At 71.8% G+C, this 3,580-nt stretch carries 4 protein-coding genes; 1 reads left to right on the top strand and 3 read right to left on the bottom strand.

Translation table 11 applies throughout. The features are described 5' to 3' along the window. Both ACWEVO_RS32560 and lpdA read right to left on the bottom strand, forming a co-directional pair. Positions 1-316: biotin/lipoyl-containing protein (locus tag ACWEVO_RS32560; RefSeq protein ID WP_452311278.1), on the bottom strand; the 316-nt coding region annotated here is incomplete at its 3' end. Between the two features lie 66 nt (positions 317-382). Next, the gene (gene lpdA / locus ACWEVO_RS32555) at positions 383-1,774 is read right to left on the bottom strand and encodes a dihydrolipoyl dehydrogenase (protein ID WP_452311277.1); all 1,392 of its coding nucleotides are present in this window, start codon (positions 1,772-1,774) and stop codon (positions 383-385) included. 177 nt (positions 1,775-1,951) lie between these two features. On the opposite strand from lpdA, the gene ACWEVO_RS32550 reads away from it, so the two are divergent. Continuing rightward, the gene (locus ACWEVO_RS32550; RefSeq protein WP_452311279.1) at positions 1,952-2,281 is read left to right on the top strand and encodes a hypothetical protein; all 330 of its coding nucleotides are present in this window, start codon (positions 1,952-1,954) and stop codon (positions 2,279-2,281) included. 57 nt (positions 2,282-2,338) lie between these two features. Here ACWEVO_RS32550 and ACWEVO_RS32545 read toward each other — a convergent pair. Then, on the bottom strand, positions 2,339-3,580 hold a 1,242-nt coding region (locus ACWEVO_RS32545), incomplete at its 5' end, for a leucyl aminopeptidase (RefSeq protein ID WP_452311276.1).

The following is a 3,580-nucleotide window of genomic DNA, read 5'->3' as shown; positions in this document are numbered from 1 at the left end:
CCTGCGGCTCGGCGGCGGCCTCCTCGGCCTGCTGGGCCGGGGCCTCCTGCTGCGGGGCGGCCCCGCCGGCCTCCTCGCCCTCACCGGCGATGACCGCCAGCTCGCTGCCGACCTCGGCGGTCTCGTCCTCGCCGACCACGATCCGGCTCAGCACGCCCGCCGCGGGCGACGGGATCTCGGTGTCCACCTTGTCGGTCGACACCTCGAGCAGGGGCTCGTCGACCTCGACGGTGTCACCCTCCTGCTTGAGCCAGCGCGTGACGGTGCCCTCGGTGACGCTCTCGCCGAGCCGGGGCATGGTGACCGATACCGGCATGTTCTCCAGACTCCTTCATTCCCCTGGTGGGATCATCGCCCGTCGCCGGACGCCGCGGTTGTCGTGTCAGGCGTGCGAGTGCAGCGGCTTGCCGGCCAGGGCCAGGTGCGCCTCGCCCAGGGCCTCGTTCTGCGTCGGGTGGGCGTGCACGAGCTGCGCCACCTCGGCCGGGTACGCCTCCCAGTTGTAGATGAGCTGCGCCTCGCCGATCAGCTCGCCGACCCGGGCGCCGACCATGTGCACGCCGACCACCGGACCGTCCTCGACCCGGACCAGCTTCACGTGGCCGGCGGTCTTGAGGATCTGGCTCTTGCCGTTGCCACCCAGGTTGTAGTTGTAGGTCTTGATCTTGTCGGCGCCGTACTGCTCCTTGGCCTTCGCCTCGGTCAGGCCGACCGACGCCAGCTCCGGGTCGCAGTAGGTGACCCGCGGGATGCCGGCCTCGTCGATCACGGCCGGGTTCTGGCCGGCGATCTCCTCGGCGACGAAGATGCCCTGCTGGAAGCCCCGGTGCGCGAGCTGGAGGCCGGGCACGATGTCGCCGACCGCGTAGACGTTCGGCACGCTGGTGCGCAGCCGCTCGTCGGTCAGCACGTAGCCGCGGTCCATCTTGACGCCCTGCTCGTCGTAGCCGAGGTTGGCGGTGTTCGGGCCCCGGCCGACGGCGACCAGCAGCAGCTCGGCCTCGACGGCGTCGCCGCCCTGGATGGTCAGCTTGACGCCGTTCTCGGTCTTCTCGACCTTCTCGAACGGCTTGCCGACCTTGAAGTTGATCTTCCGCTTGCGGAAGGCCCGCTCCAGCGCCTTCGACGACTCCTCGTCCTCGGCGGCGACCAGCCGGGGCAGCGCCTCGACGATGGTCACGTCCACCCCGAAGGACTTCCACACGCTGGCGAACTCGACGCCGATCACGCCGCCGCCGAGCACGATCACCGAGGACGGGACCCGGTCCAGGACCAGGGCGTGGTCGCTGGTGATGATCCGCTCGCCGTCGACCTCCAGGCCGGGCAGGCTCTTCGCGTACGAGCCGGAGGCCAGGACGATGTTGCGACCGGTGTAGCGCTTGCCGTCCACCTCGACGACGTTCTTGCCGACCAGCTTGCCGGCGCCGGCCACGAAGGTGATGTTCTTGGCACTGCCGACCAGGCCCTGGAGGCCCTTGTAGAGCCGGGAGATCACGCCGTCCTTGTACGAGTTGACCGCCGCCATGTCGATGCCGACCAGCTCGGCCTTGACGCCGAACTGCTCCGACTCGCGGGTCTGGTCGGCGATCTCGGCGGCGTGCAGCAGGGCCTTGGTCGGGATGCAGCCGTTGTGCAGGCAGGTCCCGCCGAGCTTGCCCTTCTCGATGAGCGCGACGGAGAGGTTCAGCTGGGCGGCACGCAGCGCCGCCGCGTAGCCGCCGCTACCACCTCCGAGGATGACGATGTCGAAGGTCGAATCGTTCGGCTGGCTCACATCCAACTCCCAGGTCGCGTCACTGCATCGGGGGTTACGGCGGAGTAACAGGCGCACCCCACCTCGGTCATCTTGTCACCACCACGGACGGAGCGCGTACCGAGGTGCCCAACGACACGTCGCCGACACGTACGCTTGGCACCGTCTTCGATGACGTACGGGGGAGGAGTGGATCCGGTGGGGCTGTTCCGACGACGGAAACGGGCCGGCGTGGTGCGGCGCGACCGGGCCGCCGACCGCGCCGATCTGGACCACCTTGAGAACTTCGTCCGGAGTCGGCGCGGCGTCGAGGCGTACCTGGAACCCCGGACCACCGTCACCGAGACCACGATCATGCTGATCGCCGACGACGGCGAGTGGACCCGCCGCCGGATCGGCAGCCCCGACGAGGCCCGCCGCTGGGCCCACAAGCTCGCCGTCCCCATCTACGACGTCCGCCTGATGGGCTACCCCCAGCGCATGCGCGACTACAACGAACGCCGCAAGCGCCGGCCCGAGCTCTTCTGACCCGGGTACGCCGACGGGGCGCCCCCGGGAGGGAGCGCCCCGTCGAGCAGCCGGCCGTCAGCCGTTGGCGGCGACGTCCTCGACCAGGTGGACCAGGGTGCGGACCGGCACACCGGTGCCGCCCTTGGTCCAGTAGCCGGTCGCCTCGCCCGAGTGGTAGCCCGGGCCGGCGATGTCGATGTGCGCCCAGGCCACGTCGTCGGTGACGAACTCGCGCAGGAAGACGCCGCCCTGGAGCATGTGCCCGGCCCGGTCCATCACCGCGTTCACCTGCGAGATGTCGGCGACCTCGGAGTCCATGCCCTTGCGCACGTCGTCCGGCAGCGGCATCGGCCAGGCCGGCTCGCCGGTCGCCTCGCCGGCGGCCTTCACCCGCTCGCACAGCTCCGGGGAGCCCATCACGCCGGCGATCCGCTTGCCCAGCGCGATCACCTGACCGCCGGTCAGGGTGGAGGTCTCGAACAGGTAGTCCGTGCCGTCCTCGCAGGCCCGGGCGATCGCGTCGGCCAGGATCATCCGGCCCTCGGCGTCGGTGTTGAGCACCTCCACCTTCTTGCCGCTGTACATGCTGATCACGTCGCCCGGCCGGTAGCTGGTGCCCGACGGCATGTTCTCCGCCATCGGCAGGTAGCCGGTGACCGCCACGGACGGCTTGAGCGCCGCGACCGCGAGCATCGCCGCGCCGACCGCCGCCGCGCCCGCCATGTCGGACTTCATCTCCCACATGCCCTGCGCCGGCTTGATCGAGATGCCGCCGGTGTCGAAGGTGATGCCCTTGCCGACCAACGCCACCCGCTTGCCGGTGCCGCCGCCCTCCGGGGTGTAGGTGAGCTTCACCAGCCGCGGCGGGGCCTCCGAGCCCTGGCCGACGGCGAGGATGCCGCCGTACCCGCCGGCCTTCAGCGCCTCCTCGTCGAGCACCTCGACGCCGAGCCCGGCCTCGCGGGCGGCGGCGGCCACGGCCTCGGCGAACGCCGGCGGGCGCAGCTCGTTCGGCGCGGTGTTCACCCAGTCGCGGCTGGTCAGCACCGCGCCGGCCACCGCCTGGGCCCGGCTGACCTCGGCCCGGGCGGTCGCGTCCGCGGCGTCCGGGACGGCCACCAGCACCTCCGCCACCGGCTCCCGCCGGGCCGGCTGCGGCTTGGTCTTGTAACCGGCGAACCGGTAGCCGCCGAGCAGCGCGCCCTCGGCGACCGCGCGCAGCGCGGCCGGGGCGTCGGCGTCGTCGGGCAGCGGCAGGGCGAGCGCGACGCGCGGCGCGCCGGCCAGCGACCGGGCCGCCGGCGCGGCGGTAGATCG

This window comes from Micromonospora sp. NPDC003776, assembly GCF_053605645.1.
The sequence above is the reverse complement of the archived record's forward strand: the minus strand, read 5'-3'. Positions and strand labels throughout refer to the sequence as shown.